14 protein-coding genes and 1 pseudogene are annotated in these 17890 nt (G+C 41.9%); 12 read left to right on the top strand and 3 right to left on the bottom strand.

Annotated features, from left to right (window positions below):
* Positions 1–16 precede the first annotated feature (16 nt).
* The 4 genes and pseudogenes from ACO1B7_RS13495 (at position 17) to ACO1B7_RS13510 (ending at position 3543) form a co-directional block, all read left to right on the top strand.
* Positions 17–1315: an ABC1 kinase family protein gene (locus ACO1B7_RS13495; protein WP_423090238.1), complete on the top strand. Its 1299-nt coding sequence runs from the start codon at positions 17–19 to the stop codon at positions 1313–1315.
* A gap of 129 nt (positions 1316–1444) precedes the next feature.
* Positions 1445–1825: a dihydroneopterin aldolase gene (gene folB / locus ACO1B7_RS13500; RefSeq protein ID WP_004645388.1), complete on the top strand. Its 381-nt coding sequence runs from the start codon at positions 1445–1447 to the stop codon at positions 1823–1825.
* Positions 1782–2219 carry a 2-amino-4-hydroxy-6-hydroxymethyldihydropteridine diphosphokinase gene (locus ACO1B7_RS13505; protein WP_213687380.1) on the top strand — a complete coding sequence of 146 codons (438 nt, stop codon included), beginning with the start codon at positions 1782–1784 and terminating at the stop codon, positions 2217–2219. Before folB ends, ACO1B7_RS13505 begins: the two co-directional genes overlap by 44 nt.
* A 558-nt stretch (positions 2220–2777) precedes the next feature.
* A pseudogene (locus tag ACO1B7_RS13510) lies at positions 2778–3543 on the top strand (IS5-like element ISAba31 family transposase).
* Positions 3544–3672: 129 nt separating this feature from the next.
* Here the strand turns inward: ACO1B7_RS13510 and ACO1B7_RS13515 are convergent.
* Complete coding sequence (locus ACO1B7_RS13515) at positions 3673–4374, bottom strand: VIT1/CCC1 transporter family protein (protein ID WP_005097209.1); 702 nt, start codon at positions 4372–4374, stop codon at positions 3673–3675.
* A 281-nt stretch (positions 4375–4655) separates the two neighbouring features.
* Between ACO1B7_RS13515 and ACO1B7_RS13520 the strand changes: the two genes are divergently transcribed.
* Entirely contained in the window at positions 4656–5357 is a 702-nt protein-coding gene (locus tag ACO1B7_RS13520) for a DUF1003 domain-containing protein (RefSeq protein WP_423090239.1), read from the top strand.
* A gap of 146 nt (positions 5358–5503) precedes the next feature.
* Here the strand turns inward: ACO1B7_RS13520 and coq7 are convergent, their stop codons facing one another.
* A complete protein-coding gene (gene coq7, locus ACO1B7_RS13525) occupies positions 5504–6139 on the bottom strand; it encodes a 2-polyprenyl-3-methyl-6-methoxy-1,4-benzoquinone monooxygenase (protein WP_004645382.1) in 636 nt (211 codons plus the stop codon).
* Between the two features lie 3 nt (positions 6140–6142).
* Positions 6143–7462, bottom strand: coding sequence for an MFS transporter (locus ACO1B7_RS13530; protein WP_423090240.1), 1320 nt, complete (start codon positions 7460–7462; stop codon positions 6143–6145).
* Positions 7463–7636: 174 nt separating this feature from the next.
* Here ACO1B7_RS13530 and ACO1B7_RS13535 point away from each other — a divergent pair, with 174 nt between their 5' ends.
* The 7 genes from ACO1B7_RS13535 (at position 7637) to ACO1B7_RS13565 (ending at position 17664) form a co-directional block, all read left to right on the top strand.
* On the top strand, positions 7637–10393 hold the full coding sequence (locus tag ACO1B7_RS13535) for an autotransporter assembly complex protein TamA (protein WP_423090241.1): 2757 nt from the start codon (positions 7637–7639) through the stop codon (positions 10391–10393).
* Positions 10394–10428: 35 nt separating this feature from the next.
* The gene (locus tag ACO1B7_RS13540; protein ID WP_423090242.1) at positions 10429–14949 is read left to right on the top strand and encodes a translocation/assembly module TamB domain-containing protein; all 4521 of its coding nucleotides are present in this window, start codon (positions 10429–10431) and stop codon (positions 14947–14949) included.
* A 329-nt stretch (positions 14950–15278) separates the two neighbouring features.
* Positions 15279–15482, top strand: a complete 204-nt coding sequence (locus ACO1B7_RS13545; protein WP_004278758.1) for a hypothetical protein — start codon at positions 15279–15281, stop codon at positions 15480–15482.
* Positions 15483–15791: 309 nt separating this feature from the next.
* A complete protein-coding gene (locus ACO1B7_RS13550) occupies positions 15792–16061 on the top strand; it encodes a hypothetical protein (RefSeq protein WP_004278756.1) in 270 nt (89 codons plus the stop codon).
* Positions 16062–16218: 157 nt separating this feature from the next.
* A complete protein-coding gene (locus ACO1B7_RS13555) occupies positions 16219–16359 on the top strand; it encodes a hypothetical protein (protein WP_004645377.1) in 141 nt (46 codons plus the stop codon).
* Positions 16360–16518: 159 nt separating this feature from the next.
* Positions 16519–16806, top strand: a complete 288-nt coding sequence (locus ACO1B7_RS13560) for a hypothetical protein (RefSeq protein WP_005103447.1) — start codon at positions 16519–16521, stop codon at positions 16804–16806.
* A 657-nt stretch (positions 16807–17463) separates the two neighbouring features.
* Complete coding sequence (locus ACO1B7_RS13565; protein WP_114541125.1) at positions 17464–17664, top strand: hypothetical protein; 201 nt, start codon at positions 17464–17466, stop codon at positions 17662–17664.
* Positions 17665–17890: the final 226 nt, after the last annotated feature.

Here is a 17890-nt window from a genome sequence, read left to right on the forward strand (position 1 = left end):
TTTTTCCTAAGACATTATGAAAAACAATATCTGGTTAGATGGAATACGTTCAGTTGCCCGTATGGGAGAAACAGCGGTCGTTGCGGCCAAGGCGGGCATTAAATATGCCACTGAAAAGCCAAGCAATGCCAAGCTCATGCGTGAAACTTTCGAATCTTTGGGTTCGACCTATATCAAGCTGGGGCAGTTTATTGCCAGTACGCCGTCGCTATTTCCACGTGAATATGTAGAAGAATTTCAGGGTTGTCTGGATCAGACTCCACGCTTGCCGTTTAGCTATATCCAGCAAGTGTTGGCTTCTGAATTTGCAGGGCGCAATCTGGATGAAATCTTTGCATCGATTGATAAAACGCCGTTAGCTTCTGCATCTATTGCACAGGTGCATGCGGCCAAACTGGTGTCTGGCGAAGATGTCGTGATTAAGGTACAAAAACCCGGTGTGGAGACCATTTTGTACACTGACCTGAATGTACTGCATTGGGCAACCAAGTTGCTGGAAAAAGCAGTCCCGAAAGTCAAGTTTGCTTCACTGGCTGATATTGTCGAAGAAATCAAAACCCGTATGGTGCGCGAAGTCGATTTTATCGAAGAAGCCCAGAATCTGGATGATTTCGTTAATTACCTGAATATCACCAACAATCAGGCAGCCACTGCGCCGAAGGTTTATCATCAATATTCGACCCGTCGTGTGCTCACCATGCAGCGTTTATACGGTGTGCCTTTGACAGATTTTGAAGTGGTCAAAAAAGTATCCAAAGATCCATCTCAAGTACTCATCACTGCGATGAATACCTGGTTCGGAAGCTTGATGATGTGTAACAGTTTCCATGCCGATCTGCATGCAGGCAACCTGATGCTGCTCGAAGATGGCCGTGTCGGTTTTATTGATTTCGGTATCGTTGGTCAGCTCAAGCCTGAGGTATGGACGGCATGTATGGCATTCATGGATTCATTGCAACATACCAATTATGAGCTGATGGCACAAAACATGCTGAAAATGGGTATGACCGCTGTGCAGATAGACACCAAAGTTTTGGCTGCTGATCTAGAGCGTTTATTCAGTGGCGTGTTGATGGCAGATCCACAGGAATTGTTAACGTCGAATCCTGCTGACCTGAACGATATCATGATGGATATGGTGGCTGTGGGTGAGCGTCACGGGATCCGGTTCCCGCGTGACTTTGCCTTGTTGTTCAAACAAATGCTGTATTTCGACCGTTTCATGCGTATTCTGGCGCCGTATACCGACATATATGCCGATCAGCGTTTGCAAATGGTGCAAAGCATGGATCCGAATCTGCTGTTAAAGCATTAATCTTAAACCCTATCTAGACTTGGAAAAATCCCCCTAAATCCCCCTTTTAAAAGGGGGACTTTAAAAGCTCCTCCCTTTGTAAAGGAGCTTGAGGGGGATGTGGTCAGTATTAAATTCTCGAGCAATCCAATGGACGCCATTATTATTGAAGGTTTAAAGGTTGAGACAGTCGTGGGCTGCTTTAACTGGGAGCGTCAAATTATTCAGCCTCTAATGCTGGATTTGACCATTCAAACCGATTTAGAACAGGCATCAAACTCAGATGCACTTGCAGATACGCTGAATTATGCAGAAATTTGTGAGATTTCCAGCAAAGTCATTCAAGACGCCAAGCCTGAATTGATTGAACATGCAGCAAAGTTAGTGCTGAATGCACTTTTTACTACCTTTACAGCAATTGAATCGATTAATATTACGATCCGTAAGCCTGCCATTATCGCGCAAGCCAATTCTGTAGGAATACGTCTTGAACGCCACCGAAACGATTTTCGCCCTAGCATTAGCGAGTAATTGTCATCCTCAGCAACATTTTCAAGCTGCACAGCAACGTATTTCTGAATGGGGAGAAGTTCAGTTTTCTCCCATTTATATGATTCCTTGCCGCGATGGCATCGGCGCAGATTACTGGAATGCAGCGTGTTTATTGCGAAGTTCGGTGTCTAGTGAAGGCCTGATTGAGCTGCTCAAACAGCTGGAACAGGCATCAGGGCGAGTACGTCCATCTCATCAGATTACTTTGGATGTTGATTTGATTGCCTGGGGATTAGATCTTCAACATATGCAGTTTAATGAAAAAAAGTTGCCCTTGGCTCTGGATGTGAAAGTGCCTATGTTTGATATCTGGCATGATGCCATGTTCGAACATGGATCACATAGCTTCCCAACAGTTGAACAGCTGATTTAAATCAAATCACCTAATTTTTTGCTAATACATTTTATCCAGTAAGAATAATTAACCAGCCTGATCAAGCCAGATCAGGCTTTTTATGGTGCAGTTTTTTTGTCTTTAGAGTAAAAGAAAAATTCAGATAAGATGGTTCAGGTGGAGTTTAGGAATCATTTAAAAATGAAAATATTGGAAATTGTGGTTTCGGTGATTTTAATCCTTGGGATTCTTTATGTGATCCAATGGGGATTTCATGGTTTTCCGACAGGAAATTAATATTTGATTGATTTAAAGCTCTGGAATTTATTTTAAGATCAGTAAAAACCCTCAAAGCAGTAAAAATGCATCATCGCTATTTCACTTTTTCTTGTTATAAAAAATGATCAGCAATACGATAATGATCGCCAAGATGGCAAGAATGATCGTAGTTTCCATAACAATACCTCTCATGCATAGATCTTAGGTTTTAAACATCTAAATTAAAACCGAACATATATTAGGGTGTGTTGACACTTTTAGCTTAAAAAATAGCGAAGTAGTAAAATCAAATCGCCAAACCCAATTTTACTATTCGCTATGCCTCGTACCATGCTGACAGATCAACACTGGCAAAAGTTGAAAGTTATTCTGCGTAATTTATCCATTCACCACAACTCAAATTTACGCAATTTTATTGAAGCTATTCTCTATAGAATTAGAACAGGCTGTCCGTGGCGAGATATTCCTTGCTGTTTTGGTCATTCAAACTCTATTTTCAAACGTTTTAATCGTTGGTCAAGCAGCGGTAAGTTACTTAGATTATTCAAATTACTAGCCTCATGCCCCGATATGGAGTGGATTTTTATTGATGGCTCTCATGTACGTGCTCATCAACATTCTGCCGGCATAGCGAATCAATCTATTTCTAAAAGTGTAGAAGGAAACTCCTCAAAAATAGATTTGATTGTTGATGCACATGGCAATCCTATTGATTTCATGATTACCGATGGAACCACACATGATGTTAAAGTTGCACCTGATTTAATATCAACATTAGATTTAAAAGAGACAAAAGTGGTATGTGCAGATAAAGGCTATGATTCAGAACCACTGCGTGAACAGATCAGGAAAACAGGGACTAAAGCGAATATACCAAAGAAAACAAATAGCCAATCGAACAATGACCATATGGACTGGTATTTATATAAAATCAGGCATTTAGTTGAAAATATGTTTTGTAGATTAAAGCAATTTAGAGGAATAGCTACTCGATATGACAAGCTCAAAAGAAATTATCAAAGTTCTGTTGCTTTAGCCTGTATATTTTTATGGCTACCTTTATAGGGTTAATTATGAACAGTAAGTGTCAACAGACCCTAATTAAACTCAAGTTTTGTTAGAGTGGCTAGTTTTTGAAAAAACATTTTTCAGTGATGTTAATACAAGAGCCGCTCAATCCTATTCTTTGTCTAGCTAAAAAATAAACACATATTTAGGCAACAGACACATTAAATAATGATCCGATCCATGCACTGAATAACATGGCGATAATTCCCCAGAGCATCACCCGAACTGCACCTCTCCAGACACTTACTCCACCGGCATAGCTCGCCAGTGCACCCATCATCCCCAAGCTTAAAACACCAATCAGCATAACGCCTTTATCCAGATAGTGTTCCGGTAAAATCATGATTGAAATTAAAGGAAATAATGAACCTACCGTAAATGCCATAGCCGAAGAAAATGCAGCGAGAAAGGGTTGGGCAGAGGTATGTGCTGAAATACCAATTTCATCCCGGGCATGGGCATCCAAGGCATTATGATCGGTCAGCTGTTCAGCGACCTGTTGTGCCAAAGCTGGTTCCAGACCTCGTTGTATATAAATCGTTTTGAGTTCATTTAACTCATGCGTGGGATGGCGTTGTAGTTCGCGCTCTTCCATGAGTAGATCATTGGTTTCAATGTCTTGCTGGGATTTAACCGAAATATATTCACCGGCCGCCATTGATGCGGCTCCAGAAATCAATCCGGCAACACAGGTCACCAATAAAATTTCCGTGGATGCTCCACTAGCTGCAATACCTACCACCAGACTGGTGACCGAAATAATCCCGTCATTTGCCCCCAGTACAGCTGCACGAAGCCAACCCGCACGTTCAATATAATGTTTTTCAAGATGGTATGAATGGCGCACAATGAAGCCCTTTTTTATTATCATCATGATTATAGTAAATTTAAGTCATGTATAGATAGTAGGATTGAATCGATCTGAAAATTATGTTGAGTGATCAGCTCATCGTGCGCTTGGCTGAGCCTTTTATCAATCCAAGATAAAATCGAAGTGAGAGTCATAAGTTCAAGAAATTAGACGCAATTGATACATAATTGATTTACGAATGGTAAAAATGATTAAAGCAAATCAAATATATCGAACAAAATAATAGCTGAGTGAGCCGGTTTAAAAAGAGAATTATCATGAAAGAAAAACATGAAAGCCATAAATGCTTGGTATGCGGCAAGCACTTTCTTCTGAAAAATCTCACTCCGATGGGAACAGTCAGAAAGGTCATTACTGAAGAAATTGCTAAGGATATTCCTGACTGGACACCACAAGATTATATTTGCCAGGCAGATTTAACCCAGTACCGCATACAATATGTACATTCATTATTAAGTTCGGAAAAGGGTGAAGTGACTGATCTTGAGTTTGAAGTGATTCATAGCATGCATCAGCATGAACTGATTACCAAAAATGTGGAAACAACCTTAGAGCAAAAGTGGACTTTGGGAGAAAGGCTCGCTGATAAAATTGCAACTTTTGGTGGAAGCTGGACCTTTTTGATTTGTTTTGCAATCTTTTTGAGCCTGTGGATTACGATAAATACTGTGGTGATGGTGACACGACCTGCTGATCCTTATCCATTTATTCTGTTGAATTTAATCCTGTCCTGTCTCGCGGCGATTCAGGCACCTATTATTATGATGAGCCAGAACAGACAGGAAGCCAAAGACCGCTTACGTTCACAAAATGATTATCAGATCAATTTAAAAGCCGAGCTGGAAATCCAACACTTGCATGAAAAATTAGATCATCTGCTGCTACATCAATGGGAACGGCTGGCGCAAATTCAGGAAATCCAGCTGGACCTGCTTTCTGAAATGAGCAAAAAAGATTAAAGGATGCTGTGGGGGAATCTCTATTATTTTATAGAGCTTATAAGTAATAAGATCGCCATATGCCTTGAGTTGTTATTATCTCGCTCAAGATTTGACCCATATTAAAAAGCCCACAAATGAGTGGGCTCAAACTAAAACCGTCTTATTTAAATAAAATAACTGGTTTTGGTCATCAACTTGGAAATGCCTGTCATGGCGATCTTAACTGGAACGGGTAGATCTACACCGCCAGCATTTAACGCTGTATCCCGATGATGCAGTTCATCTTCATTCATCTGTTCTAGAATACGACGAGAACGTTCATCCTGCGGTGGCAACTGGCTAATATGATGCTGTAAATGCATGCTGACCTGACGTTCTGTTTCAGCCACAAAACCCAAGCTGTATTTGTCACCTGCGATTCCGGCAATCGCGCCCATACCGAAGGAAAGACCGTACCAGACCGGATTGAGTAGGCTGGTATGGCTATCCAGTTCTTTTAAGCGGTCTTCACACCAGGCCAGATGATCCTGTTCTTCAATCGCTGCCTGTTCCATTTCACGACGTACATTCGGGAGTTTCGCCGTCATCGCCTGACCATGGTACAGTGCCTGTGCGCAAACCTCACCACTATGATTGACCCGCATTAAACCTGCTACATGACGTGCATCACTGACCGTTAATTGTGTTTCTACCGGTTGGGCCGGATTTTCACGTCGTGCCGATGTCGTGCCCGGGACGAGACTGCGTAATGCCTGATCAAAAGAATGAATCAGCTTATCGACACCTGTATATTGACGCATGAATTAATCCTCCAAGGGTGCTTTCGCAGTTTTGATCATGGGTTTGAGTCGGAAAAGCAGCCATAAGGTAAACAGGCCACTCAATACTGCGGTAATACAAAAAAGTATTTTAAGATCAAGCTCTAGAACACTTAAAATAATAATCGAGAATATAGCAGAAGATACCATGAAAACGGCATTCAAAATGTTATTTGCTGCAACCACCCGCGCACGATGTGAGCGAGGCGAATGCGCCTGCATCATGGCATAGAGCGGAACAATATAAAAACCACCACTTATTCCGAGCAAGGTGACAGCCAGCATTACATGATAATAACTCCAGCCTTGCTGAAACACTTCGGCCAGACCGATTAACTCGCCGCTACGTACTGGCACAAAGGCCAGACTTGCGGCCAGATACAGGGCAAAGATCACCAGACCAATCGCACCAAAAGGCACCATTTTGATATTGACTTCACTGCCACCAATTTTTCGGCATAAATATGACCCTAGTCCGATTCCGACAGAAAAGAACGTCAGCAATAGACTGGCGACATTTTCCGAGGCATGCAGATTTTGTAATGTCAGCTGAGGAATTTGGGTCAGATAGGTGGCACCATAAAACCAGTACCATGAGTTGCCCAGTAAAATGGTAAAAATCAGAGGTAAGCTTTTGGCATATTTCAAGGTCTGCAAGCTGGTGCGAAAAAAATTCCAGTCAACTTGCAGCTCAGGCGCGGGAATACTTTGTTTCAGGATATAGCGACTGGATATATAACCAATCAAGGCGATGCTGATGACGGTTAAACTGATCCAGATCAGGTTGCCGGCGGAAGCTGCAATGACTGCACCGCCCAGAATCATACCGAATAGGATTGCCAGAGAAGTTCCGGACTGAAACAGGGCATTGCCGGACATCAGTTCATTCGGTTTCAGGACTTCAGGTAAAATGGCATATTTGATCGGGCCAAAGAAAGTGGAATGGGTGCCCATCAGGAACAGGGCAAATAACAGAATCCATAAATTGCCAATCAGGAAACCGACAGTTCCCAGCAACATAATGGCAATTTCCAGAAGCTTGAGATAGCGAATCAGCTGTGAACGTTCGTATTTGTCGGCAATCTGACCGGCGGTGGCTGAAAAAATAAAATAGGGCAAGATAAACAGTAAAGCCGCCAGATTATTCAATGTGCTGATACTGGCCGCTTGCTGTTGAATCCAGCCATAAGTGATAACCAGCAGTAACGCCTGTTTAAATACATTATCGTTTAATGCACCAAAAAACTGCGTCAGAAACATCGGTAAAAAGCGCCGAGAAGCTAACAAATGTTCATTTTTGTTCATATAGGCCGTGCTACATTAAGTTTTATTAAGAAATGTCAGTTATGCGTAAACATTGAGAAAAATCATGTAAGATACTTTCAGCCATGTAAAGGTAAAAACCAATTAATTAAGCTCCTTAGCTTATATTTTTCGGTCAAATAATCAATTAAAGAATGTATTCGTTTAGAGTTTGCTATGCCTGCAAAGAAAAATTTTAAAAAAACGATGCTAAATCGCAGTATGGGGCCTCTCATACCACAGCATAGTGGTATGCAGCTGTGTATGAGCATCTTTTTTATGATGTTATCCCATCAGAGCATGGCACAAACCGAACAGCCCGAAACACCCGTGGCCATTTCTCAGGCAGAAATGGTGGACGAGCTATCCAAAGAAGCGATTCGTCAAGGTGTGGCCACGTCCGAAACGGAAGCGGAAGAAAAAATTGAAGAAGCCTTGGAGCCGGAAGTACCAATTGATAGCATGTTGATGCTGGAACAACAGCAAAATGCAGGATCTGGTCTGAGTGAATTTACACCGATCGAATTTGATGATCTGGATGATCTGCCAGTACAGACTATTGATCAGAACATGGCCAATGAAATTTACCAGGTAGCCGAGCAAGCCAAACAGGAAGCACAAAACTATCGCAATACTCAGACCAGTGAAACGGTGGTGGCGGATATCAGCCAGCAAGAACTGCTAGAAATCAATCAGGCGCCGGTTAATGTCGATCAGTTGATGCAATCGATTCAGGCAGACAGCCAGATTATTGTACAAAATAATGAAGCCGGATTGACCTTGCCAGAAGTGCCGGGTCAGTTGGTTGCTGAGGATGATAAACGTCCGAATTTGTTCAAACGGCTATTTTATAAAATCCGTCCTCCACGTCAGATCATGACCGCAAGAGTTCCTCGAATTAGTGCCGATGTGGTGATCATGAATGGGCAAGGTGTTGCGCAAAGCAACGGTATGCTGAATCGTAAAGATGTGCCTGAAGGCCATCTGAATTTAAGAAATAATGTCAAAGCCAAATTATCCAGTTTTACTCAGGAGTCTTTTGGCGACTTTAATTCGGCTTTGCCGCAATTACGCACCTTGTCCAGACAGGCAGCGCAGGCAGTGGGTTATTATAATGCCCAATTCAGATTTGAAAAAATCTCTGACAGTCGGGTTCGGGTTTTTGTGACCCCAAATGAACCTGTCCTGATCAGCACTCAAAATATTGAATTTACTGGAGAGGGTGCGGAACAGCCACAATTCCAGGTCATCAGTCTTTTACCTGAACAGGAAGAAGGCGATATTTTCAATCATGGCAATTATGAAAAAACCAAGACACGGATTACCACTGCAGCCAATAACAACGGTTATTTTGATTCATTCTGGCGTCTGCATGATGTGAAGATTGCCCAGCCACAAAATACCGCCGATGTGAATCTGCGTTTTGAAACGGGTGAACGTTATAAATTAGGCAATGTCGAGTTCAGAATGAGTGATCCTGAAAAGGAATTCCCGCTGGACCGAGACGTACTGGAAAGTCTGGTCACCTGGACAGAGGGTGCAGATTATACCTTCTGGCGGGTCAATAGTCTGGCTAACAACCTAACCAACTCACGCTATTTCAACTATACCCTGGTTGATGCGATTCGCCCCGATCCGCTCGATAAAGAACTGGAACTGGCACCCGATATTCAAAGCCTGATTGAAGAACAGAAACGTACTGAAGATCAGGCTGCTACGATGCAACCGGCTCGCTCGGTTCCCTCTTCTCAGGAAGTGACTCAGAATGTCGTAGATGAAGACCAGTTTGCCGGTAGCCGCGATCAGGAAAGCGCAAATTTAAGAACTTTGCGGGTTGAGCAGCAAACCAAAGAGAATGAACAGGACCGTTTAAAAGTACAGGCACGGGAAGAGAAAAAGATTCCAGTGATTGTGACTTTAAATGCAGACCGTTTAAACAGTGCCGAACTGGGTCTGGGTTATGGCACAGATACCGATATTCGTTTACGTGGTCAATATCGCCGTGCCATTGTGAACAAGCGCGGACATTCATTTGATGCCAACATCGAGTTATCAGGCATCCGTCAGTCGATTGATGGACGTTATAATATTCCCTATCACCATCCGCTGAATGATTATGTCAGTATTGTGGGTGGTTATGAGCGTGAAGAACGTGAAGGCGTCGCACAGGGTGAAGGCCTTTTGATTGAATCTGCAGTCTTAGGTGCAGACCGGATTATCAAGAATCCACGTGGTAGCTGGCAACGTACTTTCGGCGCACGTTATCGTCTGGATCGCTTGAAGCAGGATGGTTCTGTCGACTTTAACCAGATTCCAGAAGCTTTTCGCTTTAATACCGAAGATGAACAGCAATCGCTATTAGTCGGTTATGAAGTTTCACGTACCGAGAGCGATCGTCGGGTCAACCCAACCAAGGGTTTTAAACAGACCTATAAGATTGAACTGGGCAGCGAGGCTTTACTCTCTGATGCAGATATGGCCATTGTGAATGCGGGCTGGCGTTTTATCTATTCGCTGGGTGAAAATGCAGATCATCAGTTTGTGGGTCGTGCCGATGCAGGCTATATTTTCACTGAAGATTTTGCCAAGGTACCGTATAACCTTAGATATTTCACTGGTGGTGACCAGAGTATCCGTGGTTTTGACTACAAGAGCCTTTCTCCTGAAATTGAGGGCTTTAAAGTAGGTGGTCAGGCTTTGGGCGTGGCTTCATTAGAATATAATTATCAGTTCAAGGAAGGTTGGCGTGCTGCGGTATTTGCAGATGCCGGAAATTCCTATAATAAAGAATTCAATAATCCGACTGAATATGGCGCGGGTGTGGGTGTACGTTGGGCTTCACCGATTGGGCCTATACGTATAGATGTAGCGACTGGACTGTCTGATGACAATTATCCGATTCGTTTACATTTCTTTATTGGGTCACAGTTATAAAACATCATTTTAAAAAATAGTTATTTGAGTAGATCATGGTCGAGAACCAACCACAGCCAGAACAAGAACCACAAGATAGCGTTGTGCCGAAAAAGCGCCGTATATTCAGAAGTATCCTATTGTCGGTGCTTTTTTCGCTGATTTTTCTGCTGTCTGTGCTGGCTTTACTATTTTCGACCAATCAGGGCAGTAAATTCCTGCTGGATCAGGTGCTGGAACGCCAGAAAATTATTCAATATGAATATGAGGGCGGTAATTTATGGCGCGGGATTATTCTTAAAAATGTGCTGGTCAGCCTGAAACCAGTCGATGTCAAAATTGATCGTGCTGATGTTAAGCTGGGCTGGCGCGCGATTGTCAAAAAAGAAATTCATCTGACTGAAGCCGATGTCCTCAATCTGCAAATTATTAACAAGCGACCTTCAACAGGCGAACCATTCAAGTTTAATGCTATCCGTTTGCCTTTTATCTTGCGCGTTGATCATTTGCTATTGGATCATCTGGTGATTAAAACCCAGACCAATGCAGTTGATTTTTATAATATCGAATTAAATGAGGCACTCTGGTCTGGTACCGAATTAAATTTTGAAGATTCCCGTATGGACATGGGCTATTTGTCTGTACGTGAAGCCACGGGTAAAATGCAGTTTGAAGGCAAATATCCTCTAGATGCCACAGGCATCGTTAATCTACCTTCCTTAAGAGACAGCCTGAATATTCATGATATTCAGGTGCGGGCACGCGGAACGCTGGACACGATTCAGGCGGGCGTAGCGACCAATACGCCTGATTTATTAACCGGTTGGGTTATCGTGCATCCGATGCGTCCTCAGGTACCGATGCGCGGCGAGTTGAAGTTCAAAGATTATCACTGGCCTATTCTGGCCGAACAGAAACTGTTTACCAAAGACGGTATTGCCGAGTTCAATGGTGATATCAAGCGTCTGAACCTGAATGTCCAGACTGATCTGATCGGGGAAAATATTCCGCAAGGCCAGTATAGTGCGGTGATGTATACCGATCTGGTCAATCAGCTGAATATTACCGATCTGAATGGTCAGTTGATGAAAGGTGCAGTTAGCCTTGCCGGGACAGTGGGCTGGAAAGATCGGGTCAGCTGGGATCTGGCTGGGCGTTTGAACGGGATTGATCCTAAACATGAGCGCATTCCGCAAGTCGTACAAGATTTCTTGCCGCCAAGTCTGGATGCGAATATTGCTTCTGCGGGTAACCTGGAAAATGGCCTGCACCTTACTGGACTGGTTGATTTCGACCGCTATGAAAGCTGGAATCTGAAGCTGGATCAAAATCCGGTCAAAGGCAATAAAGTACAACCGATGTTGCTGGATGTTGCCTGGAAAAATATTGATCGCGCCGTACCTTATGTGGGCTGGCTCAGCAGTCAGTCTGGCGATGTTAAACTGGCATTGGTTGAAGGTCAGCAGAATATTCATGTGGCGACTAAAGTCGAGCAGCATGAAGAAGGACTTCTACCTGCAGGCATGTACCAAGCCAAGCTCAATCTGAACAAAAATATCCTGAATGTCCCGAGCTTTAATTACAGCGCCAATGCAGCAGGCAGCTTAAGCGGCAATGCACGGATTGAACTGCCACAGGAAAAACGCCAGTTAAAATGGGCCGCAGTATTAAATGCCAAAAATTTGAATACCCAAAGTATTGCGGCAGCTTCACCGGTAGATCGTTTGAATGGCCAGGTTAAAGCCAATGGTTATGCGCAACCGAATCAGCAGATTATTAAACTGAATAGTGTCGACCTGACCGGACGACTAGCGGAGCAAAATGAAACCGTACGTTTGACCGGAAACAGCACCATTGCCTTGTTATTCCATAATGAAAAAGCGAGTGGTGGTTTTAAAGGTTATGCGGTCAATTATGATGGTGCTTTAAATGCCAGCCAGCTTAAAGCCAGTCAGGGTATGCTGAAACTGCGCGTTTCAGGCACACCAGAAATGTTGAAGATAAATGAATTTCGTCATGATGGTGTGGCTGGCAAGATTAATGCCAACGGTCTGGTCAATCTGGCGAATGGCATTGGCTGGGATATCAACGCATCCTTAATCCGCTTTAAGCCGCAATATTTTAATGCCAAACTGAAAGGTGAATTGTCAGGCAATGTGCAAACCCAAGGGGTGTGGTCAGATGCCTTAAAACGCATTCAGATTCAACGCTTGAATCTGGCCGGTATGCTGAATAACAAACCGGTACGTGGCAAGGGTAATTTATCGGTCATCATTAATTCGAACCAGCGCGGTTTTGTACCACAGCAGTTTGAAGCCAATAACTTGTTCCTGTCTTATGCCAGCAACCAGATTCAGGCGACCGGTAATGCACAAAATCTCCAACTGAAAGTCAATGCGCCGGCTCTGTTTGAATTGTATCCAGGCTTAAGAGGTCGTGCGCAGGGCTATATCAATATGCAGGCACAGCCACGATTGCAGGCTTCAGCCAACCTGTCTATCGACAATTTTGCCTTTAAAAACCTGTTTAGCGTGCAGAAAGTTCGTGTTCGTGGACAGTTGCCAACATCGCAAAGCACACCAACTTTATTGACCGCGACAATGGATCGCTTGCGTAGCGGTTCACGCGAGATTGTACGCGGTGAGATGTCACTGGCCGGTACCCGTGCTGCACACATTCTCAAAGTGCAGGCAGAAAACCGCTTGTCAAAATTCTTTGTGCAGCTCGCCGGTGGCTTTAATGCCCAAAATAACTGGCTGGGTCAGATTCAAAAAGGTGATTTCGACTCTTTACGTGCCCGTCTGGTGCAACGTCAAAATGCAGCAGTGATTTATAACAGCGCTCAATCCGATCTGTTTGTTGGTGCTCATTGCTGGATGAGTCAGCAAAGCCAGTTGTGTTTTGATCAGCCGATTCGGGTCAACAAAAACCGTGGCAGTGCCTCTTTTATTACCCAAAACCTTGACCTGGAAGACTTCAGTGCATTCCTGCCTGATGGATTGGCATTGACGGGTAAAGTCAATGGTTATGCCAAGGCTGCCTGGGCACAAGGCGCCAAACCTAAAATCGACGCACGTCTGGTAACTCGTAATGGTGTGGTGGGCTTATCTTCTGAAGATCCGGATTATTTGGGTTCCACACTCAAATATGATGAAGTCGGGTTGGTGGCAAAAAGTGTGGCAGATGGCTTGCAGCTTCGTCTGGATGTTAAAACACCGGATATCGGAACCGGCTATGCCAATGTCATCATTGATCCATATCGTGACAGTAAACCGATGCGTGGTGAAATTGCCTTTAACCAAGTACAGCTCAAGGTCTTTAAGCCATTTATTCAGGACATCCGTAATCTGGACGGGATTTTATCTTATGCAGGAAAAATTAGCGGAACTTTAACAGATCCTTTGCTTGAAGGTGAGGTTCGGGTCAAAGATGCTTCGATTAGCATGATTTCCTTGCCGGTGAATCTGACCAATGTACAGCTCTATTCATCCATACGTCAGAATTCTGCCAGTATCAATGGCGCATTTAACAGTGGTCGTGGTGTGGGTAAATTAACCGGATCGGTCGACTGGAAAGGCGATCCGCGGGTGCAGTTAAAACTGCAAGGTGACAATCTGCTGATTCGTCAGGCACCATTAATTACTGCTGTGGTGACACCTGATTTGACTCTGGACATGTATCCATTTAATAAAAAACTGAGTCTGAGTGGCACAGTCGATGTACCGCGTGCGTTGATTTCAATGCCAGAAGCCTCAGAACCTGTAGTCGGTTTATCTTCAGATGTACGGGTCGTGCGTGAAGGTGATGATCAGTTGGCGATCTTGAAGTCAGCACGTCCTTGGGATATCCGGGCAGATGTCGCTGTTTCTTTAGGGAATCAGGTCATCTTCCAGGGCTTTGACAGTCGTATTCCGCTATTGGGTCGAGTCAATCTGTCACAGCGTGGTCTGGAAACTGCAATGCGTGCCAATGGTGCAATCGGGGTGTCACAACGAGTGAAAATCGAAGCCTATGGCCAAAGTCTGGACCTGAATCGTGCTATCGCGCGTTTTAATGGTGAACTTACCAATCCGACGCTGGACATTGATGCCAATAAATCGGTTCAGGGTAGTACGGTCGGGGTACGGGTAACAGGGACGGCATCGAGTCCAAGTATTCAGATTTATAATGATGCGGGCTTGTCAGAACAGGAAGCCTTGAATGCCTTGATTACCGGTCGTGTTAATGAGGGTGTATCTGGTTTAAGCCAAGCTGAAGGATTTAGATCCGATGTGAATAATACGATCGCTGCTGCGGGGATTAGTTTGGGCTTGGGTAGCACCCGCGCACTGACCAACCAGATCGGGCGCAGTTTTGGCTTAACTGGTCTAGTTCTGGATGCTCAAGGTACAGGAGATGATACCCAGGTTTCTGTGACTGGTTATATTACGCCTGATTTATATCTCCGTTATGGAGTCGGGGTATTTACACCGGTGAATAAGCTCACTTTACGCTATCAGGTAAATCAGCGCTTGTATCTGGAAGCGAGTCAGTCTTTAGAACGTGCGATTGACTTGTTCTATAATTGGCGCTTCTAATTTAAGCAATAAAAAAGCCCTAAAATTTTAGGGCTCTTTTATTGGGAGACAGGACAAAGATTTTATTAGCTATAAAGTAGATTGATGTCATAGTCAGCAGAAGCATTGATCTCTAAATTCAATCTCTATACATATATGACAATAGAGTTACGAGTAGAGAAAGAATTTAGGATGAGACTTCAGGGTGAAGAAAACTGATCATCGTATAATTCAGCTATCACATATAGAAAATCAATTAAAATATGCAATAACAGACTGAAAATCAATAAACCCATAATAAAAATAGGTGTATATTGAAAATACGATTTCACGCATAAGAGCATCTTCGCATGTCGACTAAATTTATCATCCGTTTTGCTGCGATTCTATTTTCTGTACTTATTTTGACTGCATTAGCCATTCAATTTTTCTTTAAACCGGACGTAACCGTAGTTCTATGGATTTTCGCTGTACCTTTCATTTTGGGCATCCCAATTTTGGCTTCTGTTGTATTGACCACCAATGATGAACTTGATATTCATAGCGTTAATTAGGCTTGAACCTTAAACTGGCGCATTTAAAGTGCATCTAATCTTTGCTGATAGAGCAGCCGGCATTTGCACTTAGTTCAAAAAAACAGGCCTTATTTTAAAGCAATGCCAGTCAGTTAAGCATGCACTAGAAAATGTAGTAAAAATGAGTGTATGTTTACGCTCATTTTTTTATCAGGTTATTCCAGAATTTGGATTTAACTCTCAAATCATCATGATTTACATAAACTCTAAGAAATAAGGGAATATTCTTATCATTATTCATTCAAAATAGGTCTTCATCATAAAACTCATCATTTTAGAGAAAACAGAATGCCTAAAAATAATTATCTATCAGCTCTAGAACAAGTTTATGACTTTTTAAAGGAACGACCAGGTTTTAAGGATAAAAGTGAATTTGATAAAGCGGTAGAATATTTTAGAACTCTACATGAAAGTGATCCTCTGGATTTCAGAGTTCAAGCACCGAATACTGTCGCTGGAAAATTTGGGGCTAAAGAGACTATAAATTTAGGGTCTATGCCAGAATTCAGTAATAAGGAAAATTTCCTTAACTGGATAGATACGCAAATTAACCACTAGTTGAAGGACTTTAAGCAAACGCATCATGCGGCAGGTTTTCATTTATTATTCATACATTCATTAACATGTAGTACAGAAAACAATCGAAACTGAGTTGGAAAACTACAAATTTGAATGATAACTTTATATTCAAATCTTCCCAGTAAAGAGGTGAGCAATGAAGTTGTTGACTTTGGTTGGTATGGGAGTAGCAGCGAGTTATTGTTATAAAACTATGAAAAATGGCAAGCTTGCTCTTTCAAAACCTGACTTTGATGAAAGTGTAAAACGATTTGTACTGCAAGAATTTGCAGCTTAGTTCTTCACGATATATTTTCCAAAAAGGCTCATCGGAAGATGGGCTTTTTTATTTTCTAAAAATTTATAATTCTAATATTCAGATTAAAAGCAGTTTAATTATAGCCACCATGTTATAAACCTACCTCGTGATCTATTTTAAATAATTAAATGAGAGCTAATGGATGATGAAGATGGAAATGAATGGTGCGAGCTTATATATTCTGAAGCCTTGAGAATATATAAACCAACAAAATACAACACAGTCAACAAACTGAGATTCTTTGCGCTGATTTTAGAATTATTCGCAGAAATGCAGCATGAGGATGTAATAATTCAAGTAAAGGCTGTGAATGTGAAACTTAAATTGAGATCTAAAAATTACATTTTTTGGGTGTTTGAAATGCCTAATTTTCAGGATAAGACGTTATTTTTAACTTATATGTCTAGCAAATTAAGTCAGCTATAAAGTGCCTTTGAAGGTCAAAATCGTCAATTACTTCAATAAGTATAGTTATTTTTTATAAAACTATAGTTTTGTTATATGTTAATGGGGTATTTATATATTTTTATCAATAGCTTGCTTATTCTCTAGTCGTTGCTCACTTTGACAACATATCTGAATCAGCGCAAAAGTGATAAAGGGAAAGGCCCATCGAAAGGTGGGCTTTTTTAATATGTCCAATTTATTATACGAAAAGAAAATTAACTCAAAGTAAACCCTAGGAAACGGTTTCTTATTACTCTCTATACTTTATTGGTAAATTCACAGTGCTATATTCGTTTTGCGAAAACAAGAAGACGCAAATAATACGAAGAAAATGATTACAGCACTAGCCCGCTTATTTGAAAAGTAAGCGGGCTTTTTAATTGAAAAATTAATGTAATATTATGCTAATGTATAAATTATAATTTTATATATAATGCATGAATAAATTCTATCGCTGTAGTTTCTTTCCAATTTCAGCCTCCTTCCCTAAGGAGGCATTTTTTTATCTATGTAAAAGTAAAGTTCCAATTACTATTGTGTTTATTCAGTTACACAAATGATCATCGTTGACTATTGAATGAAGCTTTCAAATATTTGAGCATGATATTTTATTGGTTAAATAAGAGATGGATCGCCATGATAGATGAAGAAAAGCCTTTGAACTTTGACGACGATAGTGAACCTCAGGATTTCGAAGATGAAGAATTTATCGATGATAAGAAAGAGGATGAAATGTACAATGCTATTACCAAAGATGGGTCAAGTGTTGATCCTGCGGATGATGGAACACGTCATATTCGTCCTGAAGACGGTGATCCTATAGAAGTTGAAGATTAATAAAAAGCCCAATTCAATATTGGGCTTTTTTATCGTCTGGTGGATGAGAATGAAAATACAATATTTCCCATTTAGAATTGAGCGGATTGATCAAAATCCCCATCTAGAAAATTTAAATAGTCATTGAAATGATTTTTTTCACTTAATAAAAAAGCCCTCATTCATGAGAGCTTTTATGTCAATTCAATCTAGCAGAATAGCCTAAGAAAATATTTAAAATGGGGTG

It is taken from the genome of Acinetobacter lwoffii (genome assembly GCF_049367455.1).
GTDB lineage: Bacteria > Pseudomonadota > Gammaproteobacteria > Pseudomonadales > Moraxellaceae > Acinetobacter > Acinetobacter lwoffii_W.

Coding starts and splice junctions, on each gene's coding strand:
- ACO1B7_RS13495 (WP_423090238.1), top strand. CDS start 17: ATGAAAAACAATATCTGGTTAGATGGAATACGTTCAGTTGCCCGTATG.
- ACO1B7_RS13555 (WP_004645377.1), top strand. CDS start 16,219: ATGAAGTTGTTGACTTTGGTTGGTATGGGAGTAGCAGCGAGTTATTGT.
- folB (WP_004645388.1), top strand. CDS start 1,445: ATGGACGCCATTATTATTGAAGGTTTAAAGGTTGAGACAGTCGTGGGC.
- ACO1B7_RS13520 (WP_423090239.1), top strand. CDS start 4,656: ATGAAAGAAAAACATGAAAGCCATAAATGCTTGGTATGCGGCAAGCAC.
- ACO1B7_RS13550 (WP_004278756.1), top strand. CDS start 15,792: ATGCCTAAAAATAATTATCTATCAGCTCTAGAACAAGTTTATGACTTT.
- ACO1B7_RS13540 (WP_423090242.1), top strand. CDS start 10,429: ATGGTCGAGAACCAACCACAGCCAGAACAAGAACCACAAGATAGCGTT.
- coq7 (WP_004645382.1), bottom strand. CDS start 6,139: ATGCGTCAATATACAGGTGTCGATAAGCTGATTCATTCTTTTGATCAG.
- ACO1B7_RS13535 (WP_423090241.1), top strand. CDS start 7,637: ATGCCTGCAAAGAAAAATTTTAAAAAAACGATGCTAAATCGCAGTATG.
- ACO1B7_RS13560 (WP_005103447.1), top strand. CDS start 16,519: ATGGATGATGAAGATGGAAATGAATGGTGCGAGCTTATATATTCTGAA.
- ACO1B7_RS13530 (WP_423090240.1), bottom strand. CDS start 7,462: ATGAACAAAAATGAACATTTGTTAGCTTCTCGGCGCTTTTTACCGATG.
- ACO1B7_RS13545 (WP_004278758.1), top strand. CDS start 15,279: ATGTCGACTAAATTTATCATCCGTTTTGCTGCGATTCTATTTTCTGTA.
- ACO1B7_RS13565 (WP_114541125.1), top strand. CDS start 17,464: ATGATAGATGAAGAAAAGCCTTTGAACTTTGACGACGATAGTGAACCT.